23 protein-coding genes are annotated in these 20,321 nt (G+C 32.5%); 11 read left to right on the forward strand and 12 right to left on the reverse strand.

The window, feature by feature from the left end; all coding sequences use genetic code 11:
- From aat to BOW55_RS09915, 3 genes are all read right to left on the reverse strand, one after another.
- Nucleotides 1-636, reverse strand: a complete 636-nt coding sequence (aat, locus tag BOW55_RS09905; RefSeq protein WP_129023993.1) for a leucyl/phenylalanyl-tRNA--protein transferase — start codon at nt 634-636, stop codon at nt 1-3.
- A 243-nt stretch (nt 637-879) separates the two neighbouring features.
- Nucleotides 880-1,251, reverse strand: coding sequence for a DUF3127 domain-containing protein (locus tag BOW55_RS09910; RefSeq protein WP_089052671.1), 372 nt, complete (start codon nt 1,249-1,251; stop codon nt 880-882).
- A 30-nt stretch (nt 1,252-1,281) separates the two neighbouring features.
- Nucleotides 1,282-2,157: a flavin reductase family protein gene (locus tag BOW55_RS09915; protein ID WP_129023994.1), complete on the reverse strand. Its 876-nt coding sequence runs from the start codon at nt 2,155-2,157 to the stop codon at nt 1,282-1,284.
- Nucleotides 2,158-2,318: 161 nt separating this feature from the next.
- On the opposite strand from BOW55_RS09915, the gene BOW55_RS09920 reads away from it, so the two are divergent.
- Entirely contained in the window at nt 2,319-3,473 is a 1,155-nt protein-coding gene (locus tag BOW55_RS09920; RefSeq protein ID WP_129023995.1) for a PAS domain-containing sensor histidine kinase, read from the forward strand.
- 63 nt (nt 3,474-3,536) lie between these two features.
- Here the strand turns inward: BOW55_RS09920 and BOW55_RS09925 are convergent, their stop codons facing one another.
- Nucleotides 3,537-3,926 carry an HIT family protein gene (locus tag BOW55_RS09925; protein WP_099720619.1) on the reverse strand — a complete coding sequence of 130 codons (390 nt, stop codon included), beginning with the start codon at nt 3,924-3,926 and terminating at the stop codon, nt 3,537-3,539.
- A gap of 68 nt (nt 3,927-3,994) precedes the next feature.
- The gene (gene greA / locus BOW55_RS09930) at nt 3,995-4,471 is read right to left on the reverse strand and encodes a transcription elongation factor GreA (protein WP_089052667.1); all 477 of its coding nucleotides are present in this window, start codon (nt 4,469-4,471) and stop codon (nt 3,995-3,997) included.
- A 155-nt stretch (nt 4,472-4,626) separates the two neighbouring features.
- On the opposite strand from greA, the gene BOW55_RS09935 reads away from it, so the two are divergent.
- A complete protein-coding gene (locus BOW55_RS09935; protein WP_129023996.1) occupies nt 4,627-5,040 on the forward strand; it encodes a hypothetical protein in 414 nt (137 codons plus the stop codon).
- A 55-nt stretch (nt 5,041-5,095) separates the two neighbouring features.
- Here BOW55_RS09935 and BOW55_RS09940 read toward each other — a convergent pair whose 3' ends face one another.
- The 6 genes from BOW55_RS09940 to BOW55_RS09965 all read right to left on the reverse strand — a co-directional run bounded on the left by BOW55_RS09940 (nt 5,096) and on the right by BOW55_RS09965 (nt 11,614).
- Complete coding sequence (locus BOW55_RS09940) at nt 5,096-7,285, reverse strand: TonB-dependent receptor (protein WP_129023997.1); 2,190 nt, start codon at nt 7,283-7,285, stop codon at nt 5,096-5,098.
- Between the two features lie 232 nt (nt 7,286-7,517).
- Complete coding sequence (locus BOW55_RS09945; protein ID WP_129023998.1) at nt 7,518-7,748, reverse strand: hypothetical protein; 231 nt, start codon at nt 7,746-7,748, stop codon at nt 7,518-7,520.
- A 3-nt stretch (nt 7,749-7,751) separates the two neighbouring features.
- Complete coding sequence (gene arfB, locus BOW55_RS09950) at nt 7,752-8,153, reverse strand: alternative ribosome rescue aminoacyl-tRNA hydrolase ArfB (RefSeq protein ID WP_129023999.1); 402 nt, start codon at nt 8,151-8,153, stop codon at nt 7,752-7,754.
- On the reverse strand, nt 8,153-10,267 hold the full coding sequence (locus BOW55_RS09955) for a DUF4301 family protein (RefSeq protein ID WP_129024000.1): 2,115 nt from the start codon (nt 10,265-10,267) through the stop codon (nt 8,153-8,155). The genes arfB and BOW55_RS09955 overlap by 1 nt, the downstream gene beginning before the upstream one ends.
- Nucleotides 10,228-10,851 (reverse strand): nicotinamide riboside transporter PnuC, encoded by a 624-nt coding sequence (pnuC, locus tag BOW55_RS09960; protein WP_129024001.1) that lies wholly within the window; start codon nt 10,849-10,851, stop codon nt 10,228-10,230. Before pnuC ends, BOW55_RS09955 begins: the two co-directional genes overlap by 40 nt.
- Before the next feature lie 34 nt (nt 10,852-10,885).
- Nucleotides 10,886-11,614 carry a geranylgeranylglyceryl/heptaprenylglyceryl phosphate synthase gene (locus tag BOW55_RS09965; RefSeq protein WP_129024002.1) on the reverse strand — a complete coding sequence of 243 codons (729 nt, stop codon included), beginning with the start codon at nt 11,612-11,614 and terminating at the stop codon, nt 10,886-10,888.
- Between the two features lie 86 nt (nt 11,615-11,700).
- Between BOW55_RS09965 and BOW55_RS09970 the strand changes: the two genes are divergently transcribed.
- The 3 genes from BOW55_RS09970 to BOW55_RS09980 all read left to right on the forward strand — a co-directional run bounded on the left by BOW55_RS09970 (nt 11,701) and on the right by BOW55_RS09980 (nt 13,060).
- On the forward strand, nt 11,701-12,297 hold the full coding sequence (locus BOW55_RS09970) for a Crp/Fnr family transcriptional regulator (protein WP_129024003.1): 597 nt from the start codon (nt 11,701-11,703) through the stop codon (nt 12,295-12,297).
- 80 nt (nt 12,298-12,377) lie between these two features.
- Entirely contained in the window at nt 12,378-12,662 is a 285-nt protein-coding gene (locus BOW55_RS09975) for a hypothetical protein (RefSeq protein WP_089052658.1), read from the forward strand.
- Nucleotides 12,659-13,060 (forward strand): group III truncated hemoglobin, encoded by a 402-nt coding sequence (locus BOW55_RS09980; RefSeq protein WP_129024004.1) that lies wholly within the window; start codon nt 12,659-12,661, stop codon nt 13,058-13,060. Before BOW55_RS09975 ends, BOW55_RS09980 begins: the two co-directional genes overlap by 4 nt.
- Before the next feature lie 42 nt (nt 13,061-13,102).
- On the opposite strand, the gene BOW55_RS09985 is transcribed toward BOW55_RS09980, so the two are convergent.
- The gene (locus tag BOW55_RS09985) at nt 13,103-13,753 is read right to left on the reverse strand and encodes a 4'-phosphopantetheinyl transferase superfamily protein (protein WP_129024005.1); all 651 of its coding nucleotides are present in this window, start codon (nt 13,751-13,753) and stop codon (nt 13,103-13,105) included.
- A 299-nt stretch (nt 13,754-14,052) separates the two neighbouring features.
- On the opposite strand from BOW55_RS09985, the gene ahcY reads away from it, so the two are divergent.
- The 6 genes from ahcY to BOW55_RS10015 all read left to right on the forward strand — a co-directional run bounded on the left by ahcY (nt 14,053) and on the right by BOW55_RS10015 (nt 20,242).
- Nucleotides 14,053-15,369: an adenosylhomocysteinase gene (ahcY, locus tag BOW55_RS09990; RefSeq protein ID WP_129024006.1), complete on the forward strand. Its 1,317-nt coding sequence runs from the start codon at nt 14,053-14,055 to the stop codon at nt 15,367-15,369.
- A gap of 190 nt (nt 15,370-15,559) precedes the next feature.
- Nucleotides 15,560-17,878 (forward strand): patatin-like phospholipase family protein, encoded by a 2,319-nt coding sequence (locus BOW55_RS09995; RefSeq protein ID WP_129024007.1) that lies wholly within the window; start codon nt 15,560-15,562, stop codon nt 17,876-17,878.
- 89 nt (nt 17,879-17,967) lie between these two features.
- The gene (locus tag BOW55_RS10000) at nt 17,968-18,252 is read left to right on the forward strand and encodes a hypothetical protein (RefSeq protein ID WP_129024008.1); all 285 of its coding nucleotides are present in this window, start codon (nt 17,968-17,970) and stop codon (nt 18,250-18,252) included.
- A 9-nt stretch (nt 18,253-18,261) separates the two neighbouring features.
- Nucleotides 18,262-19,341, forward strand: a complete 1,080-nt coding sequence (locus BOW55_RS10005) for a hypothetical protein (protein WP_129024009.1) — start codon at nt 18,262-18,264, stop codon at nt 19,339-19,341.
- Nucleotides 19,342-19,387: 46 nt separating this feature from the next.
- Nucleotides 19,388-19,720 carry a multidrug efflux SMR transporter gene (locus BOW55_RS10010; protein WP_129024010.1) on the forward strand — a complete coding sequence of 111 codons (333 nt, stop codon included), beginning with the start codon at nt 19,388-19,390 and terminating at the stop codon, nt 19,718-19,720.
- A gap of 60 nt (nt 19,721-19,780) precedes the next feature.
- Nucleotides 19,781-20,242 (forward strand): GNAT family N-acetyltransferase, encoded by a 462-nt coding sequence (locus BOW55_RS10015; RefSeq protein ID WP_129024011.1) that lies wholly within the window; start codon nt 19,781-19,783, stop codon nt 20,240-20,242.
- Nucleotides 20,243-20,321 lie beyond the last annotated feature (79 nt).

The raw sequence follows: 20,321 nt of genomic DNA on the forward strand, positions 1-20,321 counted from the left end.
TTAACTTTTTAAAATCGTCATAAATTCATCGCGATCAATTTCGCGACAACCCAAACTCTCTAAATGCGGATTGTAAACTTGGCAATCTAATAGTTTGTAGTTTTCTTTTTCTAAATAATTCACTAAAGCTATAAAAGCAACTTTTGAAGCATTTGAGACTTTAGAAAACATACTTTCACCGCAAAAAATATGTCCTAAATCTATTCCGTACAAACCACCAACCAATTCTTCATCTTGCCAGACTTCTACAGACTTTGCAATTCCCTGCTCATGGAGTTTACAATAAGCTTCAATCATTTGGTTTGAAATCCAAGTTCCGTTTTGTCCGTCTCTTTTTATCTTCTGACAATTTGAAATCACGTCCTCAAAATTCTGATTAAAGGTGACTTTAAATTGGTTTCTATTCAAAATATTTCGCATGCTTTTAGATACAATCAATTCATCTAAAAACAAAACCATTCTTGGATCTGGCGACCACCAAAGTATTGGTTCACCTTCATTAAACCACGGAAAAATTCCGTTCCTGTATGCCAGCTTTAACCGCTCCGGATTTAAGTCTCCTCCAATTGCAAGAATTCCCTCTTCATCAGCTTCTGAAACTGGCGGAAAAAATAGATCTTCAAATACGTAGTACATCTTTTTTAAATTCCAATAAAATTAAACTCCAAATTCCAATTTATCACAATGTTGTCATTTCGACCGAAGAGAGAAATCACAAACGAAACTCGACAAAGATTGTCGATTCACTTTACAGAGTTACTTGTGCGATTTCTCTCTTCGATCGAAATGACATAAACTGCAAATAAAAATAAAATTCCAAATCCCAAATTCACGAAAATGAATTGGAATTTGGAATTTAATAAATTGAATTTAAAACTCTTAGAACGGTAAATCGTCTGGTTCGTCTTCGTTTAAGTTTGTTGCTGGAGCAAAAGCTTCTGCTGCCGGCATTGCTGGAGTTTGTGCAGGACCTTCTGGTGCAAGTCTTTCGATTCTCCAACCTTGAATACTATTAAAATATCTAGTTTCTCCTTGTGGATTAACCCATTCTCTTCCTCTTAAGTTGATAGAAACTTTTACTGCCTCTCCTTGCTTATAGCTGCTTAATAAATCGCATTTATCTTGTGTAAATTCGATTAAAATGTGCTGTGGATACTGCTCATCTGTAGTAACTACTAGTTCTCTTTTTTTGAATGAAGCACTAACTTGCTGCTCAGGATTAACCACTTTTACTTTTCCTATAACTTCCATCTTCGTCTATATTAATTATTGTTTCTATTCTTATTTTTTAGCTAAAAGCACTTTCCAAGCTGAGCTGATATCTTCTTTATCGAGATATTTTTTTGCTTCTAAATGGATTTTTTTCTGATCGTCTGAACTTAAAACTCCTTTGACTGCGAAATTTTCTTTCACAAATATACTAACTTCTTCTTTTGTAGGCAAGGTTTCTATATTGCCTAATTTTCCAAGGTCATTCCCATTAAACACAGGGCTTTGCCTGATATAATCTGGAATTGCATCAACACCAACACCTAAAGTTGTAAGCGGTTTTTGTACTTCAAATAACCCTTGATTCGATCTAGAATACCAATTTCCGCCAAGTCGTGAAACCAAATCAATTTTATGTTGATCGATTGCTCCATTTTCATCAAGAATTGCTTCATGAATATGAATTTTAACCACTTCGCAAAGAATCAAATTCCCTGCTCCGCCTTCGGTTCCTAGAGGAATAATCTGAGTCACTTTACACTCAAACTGAACCGGAGATTCTTTTACGCGATAAGGTTTTACAAAATCTGAAGGAATTTGGGTTAAACCTGCTTTTATAAACTCGTTTACACAATCTCCATATTCTGTGCTTGCCAAAGATGTTTGTTGTACCAAATCGTAATTAACGACATTAATTACAACTTCACGAGTTGCTTCAGCGTTTATCAAGGTGTGTTTTATGGTATTATCACGAACACGTCTTGATGGCGAAAAAACTAAAATTGGCGGATTAGCGCTAAACACATTAAAGAAACTAAAGGGAGATAAATTTGGAACTCCATTTACACTTATGGTGCTTGCAAAAGCAATTGGCCTTGGGCCTACGGCACTTTGCAAATATCCTTGCAGTTTTACTGTCGTTATCTCTTTTGGGTCTATGCTGATCATAATTTCTCCATTTAACCGAACCTCAACTTCGGGCTTACAAAAGTATATAAATCGTTTAACTTCGAGAAATAGTTTTGCAAGATAAAAACAAAAAATCTTTAAAGTTCTGCGAAATATAAAATGCGTTTATTTCGTTATATTTATACCTCAAAAATTAGTTTATGCGTTTTTCTGAAAGTAGAAATACAACCCGTTGGATCATTATTTTTATTTCCTTCTTAATCATTTCTTTGATTCTTTGGAATACTTATACTTTTTTCCAAATCTTTAAAAATGAGGAAAGATTAAAAATGAATCTTTGGGCTAATGCTCAAAAAACATTAATTAATGCAGATGAAAATACTGATCTTGATTTACCTCTTGAAATCATAAACAACAATACTTCTGTACCAGTAATGTTAGTAATGTATGACAAAGTTATAAGCTCTGTAAATGTTCCTGAACACATTATTAATGATAGAAAAGAGTCTGTTAAATTTTTAAATAATCTTAAAAACGAGAATGATCCTGTTATAATTGAATATGCTCCTGGTAAATTTCAACAGATCTACTATGGAAATTCGGCTTTGATCAATAAATTAAAATATTATCCTGTAGCTTTATTATTGATTATTTTTTTGTGCGGTGCTTTGATTTACAACTTCTACAAAAGCACAAAAATGGCAACACAAAATAAATTATGGGCAGGAATGGCAAAGGAAACGGCACACCAAATTGGCACTCCTTTATCATCATTAATCGGTTGGGTTGAAATTTTAAAAACGGAAGAAATCGATCAATCTATTACAGCTGAAATCGAAAAAGATGTTGAGCGTTTGCAAACCATAACAGATCGTTTTTCTAAAATTGGTTCTGTTCCTGTTTTAGAACCAAATGATATTGTGGCAGAAACTTTGAATACCTATGAATATTTGCAATCGAGATTTTCTAAACAGGTGTCGTTTTCATATAAGGCTCCAGAAAAACAAATTTTTGCTCTGATCAATCCAACGCTGCACAGCTGGACTATTGAAAACTTAATTAAAAATGCGATTGATGCAATGAAGGGAAAGGGGAATCTTGATCTTGAAATTGAATTAGATTCTCATCATGTAAAAATAAACGTGAAGGATTCTGGAAGCGGTATTTCTAAAAATCAATTCAAGACTATTTTTGAACCTGGTTTTACTACTAAAAAAAGAGGCTGGGGCTTGGGACTTTCTTTGACTAAAAGAATAGTCGAAGAATATCACAATGGAAAAATCAAAGTGCTGCATTCTGAAATTGGAAAAGGAACTACTTTTCAAATCAGTTATAAAATAAACACTCCTTCTTAAAAAATAGATATAAAAAAACACCAATTCAAAATCGAATTGGTGTTTTTATTTTTTCTGTATACTTTAAAGATTAGATTGAATGTCTTTTGCCAAAGCTTCAAACTCTTCTTTTGAAAGTTTCACTTTATTATGAAAACGCATTTCATCCATTTCGTTAAGCGGAATTAAATGTACGTGCGCATGAGGAACTTCTAAACCTACAACTGCTATTCCAATTCTTTTACATGGAACTGTTTTTTCCAGCGCCGCTGCAATTCTTTTCGAAAACTTCATTAATCCTAAATACAATTCGTCATCCATATCAAAAATCTTATCGATTTCTTGTTTTGGAATACAAAGTGTATGTCCTTTTGCATTAGGATTTACATCTAAAAATGCCAAATAGTTATCGTCTTCAGCGATTTTATAAGCTGGAATTTCTCCGTTTACTATTTTAGTGAATATAGAACTCATTGTTTTATTCGGTTAATCGTTTAACTGTTTATTCATTTAACCGATTAAACGGTTAAACAATAGGAAATTTAGTCTCTTGAAATTTCAAGAATTTCAAATTTTAAAACACCGTTTGGTACTGTAATCTCAGCTACTTCGCCAACAGATTTTCCTAGTAAGCCTTTTCCAATAGGAGAAGTTACAGAAATCTTTCCTGTTTTTAAATCGGCTTCACTTTCAGCAACAAGTGTATACTTCATCTCCATTCCGTTGCTTTGGTTTTTAATTTTCACATTAGAAAGTACCAAAGCTTTCGAAACATCAAGTTGAGATTCGTCAATTAATCTTGCATTTGCATATACTTCTTCAAGTTTAGCAATTCTCATTTCTAATAAACCTTGTGCTTCTTTTGCAGCATCATACTCAGCATTTTCAGATAAGTCACCTTTATCTCTTGCTTCTGCTATATCTTGAGATGCTTTTGGACGCATTACACTCTTTAAATGCTCCAATTCATCTTTTAACTTTTTTAATCCTTCTGCGGTATAATAAGATACTTTACTCATAACTTCATCGTTTATATAAATAGAAAAAATCCCATCGGGACGGGATTTTGTATTACAAATATACTATTATTTTTTGTAGTACATAATTATATGTTAATCATATAAAAATCAAATCTAAATAATTTATTTTTGTTTCACTAATTCTTATTAAAATAATGAAAAAAATCTTTCTAATAATCGCCTTCGTTTCTATCCTTTTCTCTTGCAGTGACAGCGAGCGAAGCAATAAAAATCCATATATCCCTAATTACGCTGTAAATTTATCTGTAGATATGAACCTACCGGCTTATTCCAATCTGAAATTTGTGAGCAACGGTGTAATAATTCCTAATTATGGAGCAAAAGGAATTATTATTTTTAATGCTGGAGGCACCTATAATGCTTTTGACGCGGCTTGCCCTAATCAGGATTTAAACTCATGCGTTGCCATGACAATTAACGGTATTAATGCCGTTTGTTCTTGCGATAAAACAGAGTACAGTCTATTTACTGGACTTGGCGGTAAAGATTATCCATTAAAACAATATCGTGTTGAAGTAAGCGGAACTGTAATTCGCGTTTATAACTAAAATAAAAAAAGCCTGAAAGTTTAAATTTTCAGGCTTTTTTATGTTTGAGAATATTTTAGAATTTTAATGTTAATCCTGCTAGGAAATTAATTCCTGCCTGCGGATAATAGTATGGATAAATATCCCACATAGCTCCGTTTGAAACATATTTTTTATCTAGAATATTGTTTACTAAACCAGTAATCATGATTGATTTAAAAACAGATTTTGGCTTAATCTCGTAAGATACATTCAAATCATTTACAAAATAATCAGCCAGTTTTGCAGATGGCAATTCGATATTGTTCATGTATTGTTTACCAACATACTTTTGCAGCAACGAAACATATAAATTCTCAATTGGCTTATAAATTATAATATTCCCTGCAATAACTTCTGGTGAATAAGCAATATTCGTTGTTCCGTAATACTGCCCGTCAACAGCTAAATCAATATTTTTATTACTGCTTAAAGTAAAATTAGGTCTCAAAATAAATTTTTCTGAAAGTGCAATTGTTGCATCAAACTCAAATCCTAAACGATAGCTTTTTTCAGTATTAGCACGAATTGGCGCACCAACATCATCCAATCTTCCCGTTAAAATTAACTGATCTCTATATCCCATGTAGTAGAAATTAGAATTCAATTGGATTTTTTCTGAATTAAATCTCCATCCCAATTCAAAATCATTTAATTTTTCAGGCTTCACATTTCCGCCTTCATAGTCTGTTCTATTAGGCTCACGGTTTGCACGTGCATATGAAAAGTATAGATTGTTTTTTGAATTGATCTCGAAATTTAAACCAGCTTTTGGATTAAAAAAGTTAAACTTATCATTTACCAAACCAGTTTCGGCACTATTGGCTTTATAGTGTACATTTCGGTATTGTAAATCTCCATAAAAACTTAATTTTTCAGTAAACTGATAGTTTGCTTTTGCAAAAATATTCCCATCTGTTTTTGTCGAGAAATCATCATAATAATGATCGCCTAATTCAGACTGAGCTGAATTTCTTGCCCAAATTACTTTTCCGTAGTGATCGCCTTCATATTTATTCCAGCCTCCGCCAATAATAACATCTAGTTTTTCTTCTTTATATTTTACAGAAAAAGTTGTTCCGTAAAAGTCATTATCTAACCATTTCTGACGAATCAAATCAGTTCCCGGAACTAATTCTCCTAAATCATTCTCAACTTGTTTTGTAGGCTGAATTGGCCCATATCCTTCAATTGGCTCATCATATTTGTAATTTTCATAATACCCTAATCCCTTTGTATAATGAAAAGCTAGATTAGTACTCCACTTATCAGACCATGATTCACTCCAATGTAATTGGTAATGATCTTGATTGTAATTATCTGTTTCATTATCGTAAAAACGAACATTTCCTTGTTCATCTTTATACTTTCCTGCGGAATTATAAGTGCGGTTTGAATTTAAAGTTTCAGCATCGATTCCGTTCCAAGATTGGTACGTTTTTTCAGTTCCTCCAAAAACAAGAGCTTTAATCAAAGTTGTTTTTCCAACGTAAGTTCCTTGCAAGAAATATGATTTTAGATCTGATTTGGCACGATCTACATAACCATCAGATTTCAATGTAGATAAACGACCTGCCAACTCAAAATGATCATTTAACAAACCTGTGCTAAATTTTACTGTATTTTTATTTGAATTGAAACTTCCGTAAGAACTTGAAATTTCGCCATTTGCTTTAGAAGCGTAATTATCTGTAAGCATATTTAAACTGGCTCCAAACGCCGAAGATCCGTTTGTTGAAGTTCCAACACCTCTCTGTAACTGCAAGCTCTCTAGAGAAGATGCAAAATCGGGCATATTTACCCAAAAAGTCCCTTGACTTTCAGCATCATTATAAGGGATTCCGTTTATAGTAACGTTTACTCTCGTAGCATCACTTCCTCTAACTCTGATTCCAGTATAACCCATTCCGTTTCCAGCGTCAGAAGTTGTAACAACAGAAGGCAGGTAATTCATTAAAACAGGAATATCCTGTCCTAGATTTCTGTATTTAATTTCTTTTTTATCCATGTTACTGAATGTAACCGGAGTTTTTGAAGTAACACGAACTGCAGAAACTAAGACATCATCAAGTTTAGTAACTTTTGTTGAATCCTGCACTTGCGCAGTAGAAACCAGTGTAAAAAAGAAAGAAAAAAGAAGAAAGAAAATGGATTTGGTTCTGCTCAGTTTTTGAACCTTAGAACCTTTGCAACTTAGTACCTCAGTACTTTGAAAAATAGTTTTCATTCGTAAAGAATTACGAATAAAAGGGGGAATTATTCTTTTGTTAAATTAATAAATGTTTCACGACAAAATAAAGTGTGCACGCTTGACAGTGTCGTTTTTTCCCTTAGCAACATTACTCGCTCAGGTTCTTTGGGTATGATCTCAGCTCGTTATTTAGAGCACCCCTTTGAGACAGTGCAAATGTAGTGTTAAAAAACAAATTCCAAAAAATTAAATTCCAAATTCCAAAAACTCATTTTTTTCTCTTTGAATAAATACTCAAACAACCACCGATGACTGCAAAAAAACCATAAAGAGCATTTAAATATCCATTACGCACGCCCAACATTCGTTTTGAATTATAACCTATCGAGCCATTAAATCCTTCATCGATTCCAAACTTAAAGAGCACAAGCCCAAAGATTATTACTAAAACTTCCCAATAATAACTTTTTGATCGTTTATCTTTATCTGGGTTTTTCATTTTTTAAAACTCTGGTCTCTTCCTGTTTTTCTTTATTTCAGAAACACTTTTTTTGTCTTTGATTCTTTTTTTAATTACGGATTTTGGAATTTTGGTCGCTTTTCGAACTTTCGGAACAAACAAACCTTTCTTTATAATTTCTAAAAAACGTTTTATAACAATCTCTTTGTTTTTAATCTGACTGCGATCTTCATCACAATTTAAAATCAATATGTTCTCAGAGGTTAAACGTGACGATAAATTATCTTTTAAAAGCGCTTTTTCTTCATCTGACAAAACCTGAGAAGCTTCTAAATCAAAAGTCAAAACTACTTTTGATGAAACTTTATTTACGTTTTGTCCGCCTGCACCACTGCTTCTAACCGCTTTAAAATTTAATTCTGATATGATTTTTTCGTTATCCATTATTGTGGCTGATGTGTCGCTTTTAATAAATCATTTACCGTTTTTACCGGATTAAAGGTTATTAATGGAAGTGCAACAAAAATAGTGAGCCAATGTGCCATTGAACCATTCCATAATCCTGGCAATTCATAATTTTTTACTGCTTTGCCTTCTACACTTTTCTCTACAATAAAACCTGCATTTTGATCTATATATTGACCAAGATTAAACTTTTGTCCTTTAAAATTCTTAATTCCGCAAACCAAATCAACTGGATTAAAATGGGTTGCCGCTTCTAAAATTTCAAGTTGTTTTTTATTTTGAAGATCAATTTGAGAGGCTTCTACAATTTGAAGGGAAATTTCTCCTTTGTCATTCATTACCCAAAATGGACCGCCGCCCGGTTCACCTTCGTTCCGAACCATTCCGCAAACTCGGATTGGCCTATCTAAGATTTCTCTAATTTTGGTAATTTTATGTTCAATAGTAAATTTATAAAAATCTTTACTTACCTGAATATTTAACTTCTCGGCTAGAAATTCAATAATTGCAGCAAAATCACTTTCATTTAATTCGTTATTTTCAATTGCTCTTAAATAACCGAATACTTTTTCTTGAATTTCGATCAAAATACCTCCTAAGGTCTTTTTATAGAGGGTAATTTCATCTATATGATTTTGAATGACATTATCTATATTCTTAATAAAAATAATATCTGCATCAAGATTATTTAGATTTTCAATTAACGCACCATGTCCTCCGGGTCTAAAAATCAGCTTTTCATTTTGATTTCGTACAATTTTGTTCTTTACATCAACTGTAATAGAATCTGTGCTTTTATTTTGATAGGAATACCCAATATTAATTTTTGTTCCTGAAGATTTTTCTATTTTTCCTCTAACCTCATCAACGGCCTGCTCAAATAAATTTTGATGAATTTCTGAAACGGTAAAATGCAAATTCGAACTGTTATTTGTTGTCGCATAATGAACGCATTCGTTCAAATGCTCTTCAATTGGATTTGCAAGATGAGTTTTGTATAAATGGAATGGCAAAACTGCTTTAGGTTTATTTGCCGAATTAAAATGATCTGGAGAAAGCAGTAACTTTATGAAATAATAATTTTTATAATCTCTTTCTAAAGCATCAAAATCTGGATAAACCTCTTTTAGCTTTTTATAAACAGTTTCAAAAAAGGGAAATTTCTCCATTCCTACTATAAAAATAGCAAGTTCTTTATCATTTTTTCTATTGATATAGGCATTTATAGTTTCTTTTTCAATATCAAAATCATTCAAGAAAGCAATTAAAAACTTAAACATTCTAGTTGCAGCTCCAGAAGCTGGAACAAACTTTTTAATTTTTAAATTTCCTCTCTGAGCATCAAAAAAAACAGCCTTTTCTTTAAATTCTATATCAGATAAACTTAAAATTCCGTTATTGATAGTTGCTGGATTTATTAAGCTGCTTTTTGTAATTCCGTTTTTAAAAATTTCCAATTGTTTTAGAACATTTTCAAAAGGAATACCATGCTCGTATATCTGAACAAAATCAGCAGAACTAAAGCCATGTTTTTTAGCTATTGCTAAGTTATCTACAATTTCTACAGCCTTTGCCAAGCGGCTTTCTTTGTTGCCCGAAAGCGTTATAAAGGGCTTTTTAGTATTTATCAGGGTTTCTTTAAAAACAGAAAACACTGTTTCTCTTCCTTCAGGTGTATCTCTAATATCATCCTTTTCCCAAGGAACATCAATGTCTGTTAGAAAAAACAAATCGTATTCATGCTCAAGCGCCGCCTCATTTAAAAGCGGATCACAAACATTATAATACATTTCGGAGAAAACTTTGGTAACCATTAAATTGGTATCGCAAAACAAGTATTTTTTTGCGTTTGAAAGTTTTTGATTTTCTAGAGCGGTCTGTCCGTAAGCAATGGGCATCATATCTGCCTCAACACAAATATGCTGATTTTCTTCCCATTTTTCTTGCAGATAATCGCGTGCAAATTCCGGAACCCATTCTGTTTCGTAATAATCTGCAAGTTGTGTTGCCAATGTGGTTTTACCTGTACTTTCAGGGCCAAATAAAGCAATTTTTATGATAGCTGTTTTTTGCTGTCTAAGATTTTTCTCCATTCTAAATAAGCTGAAATAGCTAAAATTGTAAAAATTAAGTATTGAAGTGACAGCATTCCAAGTCCGCGATAAGCGTACAGAGGTACTACAATAATATCACCAATAATCCACAGTGTCCAGTTTTCGATTTTTTTTCTGGCCATGTACCACATCCCTGCAAAAAATATTCCAGAAGATATCATATCGACATAATTGTCATTTTTAATTTCGTAATCGAAATATTTATAAATCCCGAAAACTACAAAAACAGTTATCAAAAACAATACGACTCCGATTATTTTTTCATTAAAATTTGTTCTGGTAATTGGCAGATTATCCTCGACTGCTCCACCTTTTCCCCAAACATACCAGCCATAGATGCTCATAATCGAGAAATATCCGTTTATAATCATATCGCCAATATAGCCGGCAACATATAAAAGATACACTGAAATAACTGTGGCGATTAAACCTGTTGGATAAACCAAAATGTTTTCTTTTTTTGCAAACCAAACACTTAAAATTCCAAACACAAAAACCAAAAATTCTAAGGCAATATGCCAAAGCGGCGCATTTTTATAACTATCAAGAAAAAAATCTATCATTTGGGCGGTATTTTGTAAACTATAAAAGTTTTATTTAGGATTCAAAAAAATGGCTGTCATTTTCAAAGGCAGTTCCTACAACTACCAAATCAGCGCCAGCATTGTAAGCTTTTTTAATGGAATGCAAATCTACAATTCCTCCTCCAACAATAACAGGAATTTCAATATTTTGAGCAATTAACTGTATCATTTCTAGCGGAACTGGATTTTTTGCTCCGCTTCCGGCTTCTAAATAAATCAATTTATTCCCTAACATTTCGCCTGCTTGAGCTGTTGCGAGTGCCAAATCAAAATTATCACGACTAAGAGGTTCTGTTTTGCTAACACGCGCAACAGCAGTTTCGTTACCACTTTCAATCAAAATATACCCTGTAGAAATAACTTCAAGATTTGTCTTTTTAAGAATTGGAGCCGCCTGAACCTGATACTCTATTAAATAGTCAGGATTACGTCCAGACAATAAAGACAAAAACAAAATGGCATCGGCTTGCAGAGAAATCTGTGAAGGATCTCCTGGAAACAAAACAACCGGTAGATTTGTCTTTAATTTTAACTCTTGTATTAAATCTTCTAGAACATTACTCTGAACAATACTTCCGCCAACAAAAATATGAGTTGCTGGAGATTCATTTATTTTAAGCAATAAATGGTGCAAATTTTCCCAAACAATTTTATCAGGATCTAGAAGTATGGCCAATAACTTTTGTCCATTTTTCTTAGCCTCCAAAATCTGCCGATGAATACTGAGTAATTTTTGCTCCATAATGGCTGTAAAAGTAAAAAGTTTTTAATGCCGAAGAACTATTTTGAATGAATTATCTTTGTAAAAACAGCTTTAAAATATTTTTTATGATTGCTTCCGAATTATTAGAAAAATATGACGCGATAAGAAAGACTATCGATAAAAATGAAATTCTTTTTGAAGAAGGAAATCTGCCAACACATTATTATCAAATTATTTCAGGCGAAATTAAAATGAGTAATTATAATGATGATGGAAGAGAATTTATTCAGGGGATATTTTATAAAGATCAGTCTTTTGGAGAACCTCCATTATTTTTAAATCAAAAATATCCAGCAAATGCTATTGCTGTCGAAAACACTGAAATTTTTCTTCTGCCAAAAGTTACTTTTATGAAACTGCTGCAGGAAAACCCTTCTGTGAGCATTAACATAATTGAAAATCTTGCGCAGCGTTTGTATTACAAATCTATAATGGCGGCAGAAATATCGACTCATGAACCTGAGCATAGGGTTTTAAAATTAATAGATCACGGAATTGCTTATTTTAATTTTAAAAAAGAGGCTAACGGACATCTTATTAGTTTTACCAGACAGCAAATTGGAGACTTAACCGGACTGCGTGTTGAAACCGTTATTAGAGCCATAAAAGCACTTGAAAAAAAGGGACAGCTAAAAATAATAAACCGAAAAGTATATCGATAAAAAAGATTTTGTTTTATGATTTAAGTCATAAATAACAGCGTCAAGGTGCCTGTACCTTTGTTATTCTAAAACTTAATATCATGACACTTTATCAAACAACATTCGAAAATTTTGACAAAAATTATATTGGTTCTGCAACAATGGCTGTAATTGGCCAAAGCTGTTTAGGAGCCGCTGCAGCAATGTTTATTCTTGCCAATGGAACTTCTATTCCGCAAATGATACAACTGGCTGTTATTGTTTTAGTTTGTATCTTTGTAAACACTTCAATTTTAGCTCAAATGAAGCATAAAGTGGTTTTTAACTTACTTCTTGCAAGTGCTTTTTTTAGTGTTTTATTTATTATTTTGAATAGTCTTACATGAGTAAAAAACAAATAGAAAATAGAGCAGATGTGTCTTTTCTAGTCCATCGATTCTATGAAAAAATAAGAGCCGATGAAGAAATTGGCTTTTATTTTAATGAAATGATTAAAGATTGGGATTCACATCTGGAAAAGCTGACTGATTTTTGGGAAATGAATTTGTTTGGTATAAAGAAATATGCTGGTAATCCTATTGCTGTTCATAATGAAGTTGATGCTCATTTTAAGGGGCAGATTACTTCAAATGAATTTGGAATCTGGCTTAATCATTGGTTTCAAACTTTAGATGAAAATTTTGAAGGTGAAAATGTCGAAATACTAAAAAGACGTGCCAGAAAAATGAGCACTTTTTTGTACATGAGTATGTTTGAACATCGAAAAAAAGATGCTAATGCTTAATTATTTCTTTCAATAAATTTAAATATCATAAAGTTGGGTTTTTTACTTTTCAAAAGCATAAACCAATGTAAAATTACCCTCAAAATTATCTGATTTTATTTCTTCATAATGCACATCAAAATCTTTCACTAAATCATCAAAATGAAGACTGGCGTTGGTTTTAGCTTTATTCAAAGAAAAATCATCAACTCTAATATGATCTTTAAAACTAATGCCTTTCTCGTTTCTGATTTTAAAAATGGCTTCTTTTGCACCCCAAATAACAGTAAGCTTCTTTACATAATCCTCTAAAACATTTGGCTTTAAATAATCAAATTCAGTATCTACAAATTTATCTGCAATGCGAAGTATTTTTTCGCGTTGTAATTCCATATCAATTCCTACGGTTTCATGGCTGACGATTATTGCCGCAAAATGATAGGAATGTGTTATCGAAATATGATTATGACAATCAAAATAAGGTTTTCCAAATTCGTCATAATGCAAATCATGATCTGTAAAACCTATTTCCTGAATCAGCATACGAACGCTTAAAAAAGCGCGCTGATGCAGTTGTGATTTCATTCCGTCAAGCCTGCGCTGCGTCTTCTCTTTTAAGGTAACCTTACTATACAATTCATCAAAAGATTCTGTTATTTCCCAAATTAAAATTTTTGTGGTTTCGTTAAACTGTATGGTTCGAAATAAAGGCATTACTTTTTAATTATAAATTATGAGTTGTCAATTATGAGTTTTTAAACCATATAAGTGATATAAGAAAATATAACTTCTGGTTCAAAAAAATGCATTAAGTAAATTTAAGCAAAACAAAGCGCATTACAACGAATCCTTTTTTAAATGAACTTACATCACTTATATGGTTTAAAACAATTTACAAACTAATGTTCTATATATTAAGAAATTAAAGATTTCATAAATCTTACAGAAAGTAGTAAAAATAAAAAGCTATTATGTAAATTTGCAAAAATTTTACAATTACAAATATACTATAAATGAGTACAACGACTACGCCTTATGTGGCTTTCAAAGTAAAAGACATTTCTCTGGCTGCTTGGGGAAGAAAAGAAATTGAACTAGCTGAAGCTGAAATGCCAGGTTTAATGGCTCTTCGCGCTGAATATAAAGACGAACAACCTCTTAAAGGTGCTCGTATCGCTGGATGTTTACACATGACGATTCAAACTGCAGTTTTAATCGAAACTTTAATTGCTCTTGGTGCAGAGGTTACTTGGTCTTCTTGTAACATTTTCTCTACTCAAGATCAAGCTGCTGCTGCTATTGCTGCTGCTGGAATTCAAGTTTATGCTTGGAAAGGTCTTGACGAAGAATCATTTGACTGGTGTATTGAGCAAACTTTATTCTTTGGTGAAGACAGAAAACCATTGAACATGATTTTGGATGACGGTGGAGACTTAACTAACATGGTTATTGATCGTTACCCGGAATTAGTTCCTGGAATTAAAGGTCTTTCTGAAGAAACTACAACTGGTGTTCACAGACTTTACGAAAGAGTAAAAGCCGGAACTCTTCCAATGCCTGCTATCAACATTAACGACTCTGTTACTAAATCTAAATTTGATAACAAATACGGATGTAAAGAATCTGCTGTAGATGCTGTACGTCGTGCAACTGACTTAATGTTAGCTGGAAAAAGAGTGGTAGTTTGCGGATACGGTGACGTTGGAAAAGGAACTGCAGCTTCTTTCAGAGGTGCTGGTTCTATCGTAACTGTTACTGAAATCGATCCAATTTGTGCTTTACAAGCTGCAATGGACGGTTATGAAGTTAAAAAATTAAACACTGTAATTGCTAATGCTGACATCATCATTACTACTACAGGAAACAAAGATATTGTTCTTGGAGAGCACTTCGAACAAATGAAAGACAAAACTGTTGTTTGTAACATTGGTCACTTCGATAACGAAATCGATATGGCTTGGTTAAACAAAAACCACGGTGCATCAAAAATCGAAATCAAACCTCAGGTTGACAAATACAACATCGCTGGAAAAGATATCATCATCTTGGCCGAAGGTCGTTTAGTAAACCTTGGTTGTGCTACAGGTCACCCAAGTTTTGTAATGAGTAACTCATTTACAAACCAGACTTTGGCACAAATCGAATTATGGAACAACAGTGCAGCCTACAAAAATGAAGTTTACATGTTACCAAAACATTTAGATGAAAAAGTTGCTGCTTTACACTTAGCTAAATTAGGCGTTGAACTTGAAGTTTTACGTGACGATCAAGCTGCTTATATTGGTGTTCCAGTTGAAGGTCCATTCAAACCAGAATACTACAGATACTAAAAATCGCAGTTTTCAGATTTATAAAAACCCTTACAGAAATGTGAGGGTTTTTAATTTTTAAGGCTTTATAAGAATGAGTAAATTGTCTTTTTAAACATTTCAACCAAAAAATTCTACTTTTTAGAAATAAGTCCTTAATTTTAAAAATAAAAATAAGCCCTTATTTCTCAAATACATAAACATTGTAATCTTGAAAAAAACATCTTATTTATTCGCTTTCTTATTTTTACTCAGCCTCCCGCAAATTATTTTTTCGCAGGAAAAGAAACCTAAAGTCGTATTGGTTTTAAGCGGCGGCGGGGCAAAAGGAATTGCGCATATTCCGCTTTTACAAAAACTAGATTCTTTGCACATCGTTCCTGATCTTATCGTTGGAAATAGTATGGGAAGTATCATTGGCGGTTTATACGCAATGGGATATTCTGGTGACAGTATAGAAAAGCTAACCAAAAATATTAATTGGGATAAATTACTTGGCGGCGGACAATCATTAAAATCTGTCAGCGTAGAGGAAAAAAGAGAATTTCAAAGATATTTAGTTGGAATTGGGATTAAAAACAAAAAACTAAACAGTATTGGTTCTTTATTAAACGATCAAAACTTAAGAGAATATCTTTCTGAATTAACTTACCCGGTATATAACATTAGAAACTTTGACAGCCTCTCTATCCCGTTTAGAGCCATGGCTACAGATTTGTCTGAAGGAAAGGAGGTCATTTTAAGCAAAGGCAGCTTAGCTTATGCAATGAGAGCCAGTATGTCGCTCCCTGCTATTTTCAAACCTATGTCATACGAAAAAACAGTATTAGTTGATGGAGGCGTTTTAAATAATTTCCCTACTGATGTCGCCCAACAAATGGGTGCCGACATTATTATTGGCAGTGATGTTGGAGGCGGATTGGAACCAATAGACAAACTGAACAATGTTATAACTATATTGACACAAACCAGTATGTTCCCTAGTAACATTAAGAATCCTGCAAATAGAAAACTCTGCGACATTTTAATAGATCACATGCCAAACCTTCGCTTTTCGACTGCAGATTTTGCAAATAGTGCAGAAATCTATAAAGATGGTAAAATTGCAACAAATGAAAATCTTCCTGCTTTAATAGCATTATCCGAAAAATTAAAAGGGTACCAACAACGTATTCACGAATTACCACAAATGCCCTCAGAAATTATTCTTGATACCATTATTTACAAAAAAATCAGTCCCGAAAATCTTGCTCTCGTATTAGGAAGAATGAATCTAAAAACACATAAAAAATACACTACAAAAGATTTAATAGCAGGTATTAACAGAGCAATGGGTACCAATCTTTTTGATGAAATTACATATAACTATTTCATCAAAGATGACAACAAACTAGGTGTTACCATCTTTGGGCATGAACGCGCCAAAAACCAACTGAACACATCTGTACATTATGACACTTATCGTGGCGTTGGAATCATTTTTAATTACACTGCCAGAAATGTTCTTGCCAGAGCATCTCGCCTTCTTATAACTGCAGATATAGCTGAGCAGCCAAAAGCAAGAATCAATTATCAGAAAAATTTTGGAAAAAACCGAGATTGGTGGTGGTCGTCTGAACTTTATGGAGCATTATTAAGACAAGAAATTTATTTTAACGGCAGGGCTTCAGATAATGTGCTTTATAATTCTGTTGAATTTAATAATGAAATCAATAGAAATATAAATTCATTAAAAAGTTATTTTGGTTATGGCTTGCTCTATCAATATGCCAATTTAAAACCAAAATACGAAAGAGAATATAACCCTAACTCAATCGACATCAAGACTTACTCCTTGAACACTATAGAATTAAACATGCATTATTTCTACAATGACATGGATAAAGTTTTCTTTGCTGAAAACGGAACAATTTTAAAAGCAAATGTAACTCGATCTTTATTGTCTGATGTTTACGCCTCTATTAATGACCCAGATAAAACAAACATATCTGGTACAACTAATGGTTACACAAAACTTGGCTTCAGTTTTGAAAAAAGAGCCCTTTTAAAAAAGAAAATTACGGGAATCATTGGGTTTGATTCTTATTTTACTTTTGAGGATAAACTTACAGACGATCAAATCTCTTATTCGGATTTTGGTTATGCCTCAAGATATTTTTTAGGCGGAATCATACCTAGTTCAGGCGGCAATCGTTTTTCATTTCCAGGCCTGCACGAAGACGAACTCAATGTTTCACAATATATGGGCTTAAAACTAGCTTCTCAAATAAACCTTATGGGAAAAATCTACCTAACTCCCCATTTTAATATCGCAACTGTTGGGTTTGAATCTTTTGATAAATACATCAACAAAGCATTTAGTCCAAAAGGAAAATGGGATGATGGCTTTGACCCTAGTCTTGTACTATCTGGAGGAGCTTCTATTTCTTATCAATCGATTTTAGGACCTATTCATTTTGATACTTCTTGGATAAATAATATTGACAAAGTAAGATTGTTTTTTAGTGTTGGATTCTCATTCAACCCTTAATAGAATGCTATAACTAAAAATAGAATTTTCTTTTTTATGCTTAAATTTGAAATCTAATAACTTGCAAAAAAGTAAAATTTTATAAAATAATGATCGAAAATATTTTATGTGAAGTACATGGCTCAAAAGAAATGTCTTTTGGCTGTATTCATATTGCAATGGCAATAGATTCAGACGAAAAAACAGGCTTTTTCTATTCAGAAGCCGAAGAAGATCTTCCGCAGATTGCTTGGTGTGGAGAATGCGAACAATATCTTCTGGACAATGGTGAAGAATGGACTGATGTTTTTCAAGCTAAAGCTGATTTTAAAATGTTATGCAGCGATTGCTTTGATGAAGCAAAAAATAAGGAATCAGAAATTCATTTACGATAAATAAATCTTATGAAAAAGAGTATTCTTTTTTCTGTTTTCTTCTTTTTAAACTTAACTGTATTTGCCCAAAGCAATGATATTTGGATCTCATTTCCAGATAAAGATTCAACTCATATTGGTTTTAAAGATAAAAACGGCATCATCAAAATTGAGCCAAAATTTATGGGATTTACAATCGCTCATAAATTCGAGAATATTATAGCCGTTACGGAAGGAAATAATCAAAAATGGGAAAGCTATTATTTAACCAAGACAGGAAAAATTGTTGGCCGAGACAGTTTATATATTTTTGACAATGGTCCAGATTGTGAAAATGAAGGTTTTATAAGATTTACAGATCGTAAAACGGATAAAATGGGAATGTTTAATGGCGAAGGTAAAATCGTAATTCCTGCAGTATACAGCAATTTAACTAAAGTTAGAAATGGAACTTTTATAGGATTAAAAGATGCTGAAAAAGTAAGAGATGGAGAACACTTTTTCTGGGCTGGGGGAAAAGAGTTTCTAATCGACATCAATAACAATATTTTAATTGACGATTTTGCATACAATGATAACCTTAATTTTTATTCTCTAGAAAAATCAACAGTGCCGAGTAAAGATCCAATAAGAGAATGTTTTCTTGGAGTTGACGGTCACTATTATTCGTTTATAAACTTTGAAAAAGAGTTTAAAGACTGGCTGACAAACAGTTTGCTCAAAGATTTATCTAAAGCTAATATTTTAAAACAATCTTTTGACAAAATTACCTATTGGAAAGAACCAATGGGCTGGATAAGTAACCCCAAAAGTAAATTCATAAATAATAATTACAATTTTTTAAAGCTTAAACTTCAAGAGTTAAATACTGCAAAAGCAGATTACTTCATTTCGGCTGACGGTTTGAATCAATTTATTTTTGAATCTGCCGAATACGAAATGTATTTCAATAATTGCAATGAATCTAAAGACTGGATTTACCCTACTATGGATATTGTCATCAATTCAAAAAACAAAACAAATTTCGGACAGGATCATTTTGAGTTTTTAAGAACTGAAAATGGTTATAAATTAATAAGCGTTTCAACAAAAAAAGATAAACTTAAATAATTGCTTCCTGCTTTGTACAAAACGTAACTTTGTAAAAAACTTAATTATGAAGAATTTTTTATTTTTGTTTATCGCCATTGTCTTCGAAATTATTGCCACAACTGCATTAAAAAAATCGGAGCAGTTTACTCAACTTATTCCCAGCATTATTACAATTGTAGGATACTTTGCTGCATTTTACTTTTTAAGTTTTGCTATAAGAACTATTCCGGTTGGTTTTGCTTATGCTATTTGGTCAGGAGTCGGCATTGTTTTAATTACCACTATTGGCGCTATTTTCTTTAAAGAAATTCCTGATTTACCTGCCATAATTGGATTAAGCTTAATTATAATTGGAGTTGTTGTAATTAATGTTTTTTCTAAAACTACAGCGCATTAAATCACTTTTCATCATTATAACACTATAATAAATGAAACATCACAATAAATCAACAAATTAATGATTTTCAAAAAAGGCACACTTTCAGATTTAGACGAAATGCAGCAATTGTATATAGAAACCATACAATCTGTTTGCAAGAATGATTATAATCCCGCACAAATCAAAGCTTGGATTTCTGGCGTAGAAAACAAAGAACGCTGGCTTGAAGTTATTGAAACGCAATTTGTTCTTTTAATAATTATTGAAAACCAAATCGCCGGTTTTGGAACTTTAAAAGACGGAAGCTATATTGACTTCTTTTACGTTCATAAAGGTTTTCAACGACAAGGAATTGCTGATAAACTTTTGACAGAATTAGAACTCGAAGCCAAAAAACAACATTCCAAAATTATAACTTCGGATATCAGTATTACTGCAAAACCATTTTTTGAAAAGAAGGGATTTATTGCAAAAGCCGAACAAAAAAACATTCGTCACAATGAAATACTTATCAATTATAAAATGGAAAAAGAGATTTAATAATTTGTTTCAGGTTTCAGATTTGTGCCAATCTTTGCCGACATACTTTCTGCCCTTCGACTTTGCTCAGGGTGACAAT

The sequence above is a fragment of the Flavobacterium sp. YO12 genome, assembly GCF_004119495.1.
Classification (GTDB): domain Bacteria; phylum Bacteroidota; class Bacteroidia; order Flavobacteriales; family Flavobacteriaceae; genus Flavobacterium.

Coding starts and splice junctions, on each gene's coding strand:
- aat (WP_129023993.1), bottom strand. CDS start 636: ATGTACTACGTATTTGAAGATCTATTTTTTCCGCCAGTTTCAGAAGCT.
- BOW55_RS09910 (WP_089052671.1), bottom strand. CDS start 1,251: ATGGAAGTTATAGGAAAAGTAAAAGTGGTTAATCCTGAGCAGCAAGTT.
- BOW55_RS09915 (WP_129023994.1), bottom strand. CDS start 2,157: ATGATCAGCATAGACCCAAAAGAGATAACGACAGTAAAACTGCAAGGA.
- BOW55_RS09920 (WP_129023995.1), top strand. CDS start 2,319: ATGCGTTTTTCTGAAAGTAGAAATACAACCCGTTGGATCATTATTTTT.
- BOW55_RS09925 (WP_099720619.1), bottom strand. CDS start 3,926: ATGAGTTCTATATTCACTAAAATAGTAAACGGAGAAATTCCAGCTTAT.
- greA (WP_089052667.1), bottom strand. CDS start 4,471: ATGAGTAAAGTATCTTATTATACCGCAGAAGGATTAAAAAAGTTAAAA.
- BOW55_RS09935 (WP_129023996.1), top strand. CDS start 4,627: ATGAAAAAAATCTTTCTAATAATCGCCTTCGTTTCTATCCTTTTCTCT.
- BOW55_RS09940 (WP_129023997.1), bottom strand. CDS start 7,285: ATGAAAACTATTTTTCAAAGTACTGAGGTACTAAGTTGCAAAGGTTCT.
- BOW55_RS09945 (WP_129023998.1), bottom strand. CDS start 7,748: ATGAAAAACCCAGATAAAGATAAACGATCAAAAAGTTATTATTGGGAA.
- arfB (WP_129023999.1), bottom strand. CDS start 8,153: ATGGATAACGAAAAAATCATATCAGAATTAAATTTTAAAGCGGTTAGA.
- BOW55_RS09955 (WP_129024000.1), bottom strand. CDS start 10,267: ATGGAGAAAAATCTTAGACAGCAAAAAACAGCTATCATAAAAATTGCT.
- pnuC (WP_129024001.1), bottom strand. CDS start 10,851: ATGATAGATTTTTTTCTTGATAGTTATAAAAATGCGCCGCTTTGGCAT.
- BOW55_RS09965 (WP_129024002.1), bottom strand. CDS start 11,614: ATGGAGCAAAAATTACTCAGTATTCATCGGCAGATTTTGGAGGCTAAG.
- BOW55_RS09970 (WP_129024003.1), top strand. CDS start 11,701: ATGATTGCTTCCGAATTATTAGAAAAATATGACGCGATAAGAAAGACT.
- BOW55_RS09975 (WP_089052658.1), top strand. CDS start 12,378: ATGACACTTTATCAAACAACATTCGAAAATTTTGACAAAAATTATATT.
- BOW55_RS09980 (WP_129024004.1), top strand. CDS start 12,659: ATGAGTAAAAAACAAATAGAAAATAGAGCAGATGTGTCTTTTCTAGTC.
- BOW55_RS09985 (WP_129024005.1), bottom strand. CDS start 13,753: ATGCCTTTATTTCGAACCATACAGTTTAACGAAACCACAAAAATTTTA.
- ahcY (WP_129024006.1), top strand. CDS start 14,053: ATGAGTACAACGACTACGCCTTATGTGGCTTTCAAAGTAAAAGACATT.
- BOW55_RS10000 (WP_129024008.1), top strand. CDS start 17,968: ATGATCGAAAATATTTTATGTGAAGTACATGGCTCAAAAGAAATGTCT.
- BOW55_RS10005 (WP_129024009.1), top strand. CDS start 18,262: ATGAAAAAGAGTATTCTTTTTTCTGTTTTCTTCTTTTTAAACTTAACT.
- BOW55_RS10010 (WP_129024010.1), top strand. CDS start 19,388: ATGAAGAATTTTTTATTTTTGTTTATCGCCATTGTCTTCGAAATTATT.
- BOW55_RS10015 (WP_129024011.1), top strand. CDS start 19,781: ATGATTTTCAAAAAAGGCACACTTTCAGATTTAGACGAAATGCAGCAA.